1 pseudogene is annotated in these 211 nt (G+C 63.5%); it reads right to left on the bottom strand.

The features are described from left to right. Positions 1 to 211: pseudogene (locus ACOADB_RS29120) on the bottom strand (hypothetical protein); the annotation flags it as partial.

Here is a 211-nt window from a genome sequence, read left to right as displayed (position 1 = left end):
GGGTTGTGGAAGTAGGCCCAGCACGCCAGCTGGACGAAGCCGATGGCGAAGCCGAACACGATCCCGCTGCGGCGTACGAACGTCATCGCGTCGGACGCGACGGACTTGATCAGGTCGTTGAGCTGGTCCTTGTTCTTCACCAGGATCGTCACGGCGAGGAACTGCAGGTCCAGGAACTGGCTCAGGTCCGCGCGCATCTCGGCGAGCAGGT

Source organism: Nocardioides sp. CPCC 206348 (assembly GCF_048654705.1).
In the GTDB taxonomy this organism is placed as follows: Bacteria; Actinomycetota; Actinomycetes; order Propionibacteriales; family Nocardioidaceae; genus Nocardioides.
The sequence above is the reverse complement of the archived record's forward strand: the minus strand, read 5'-3'. Positions and strand labels throughout refer to the sequence as shown.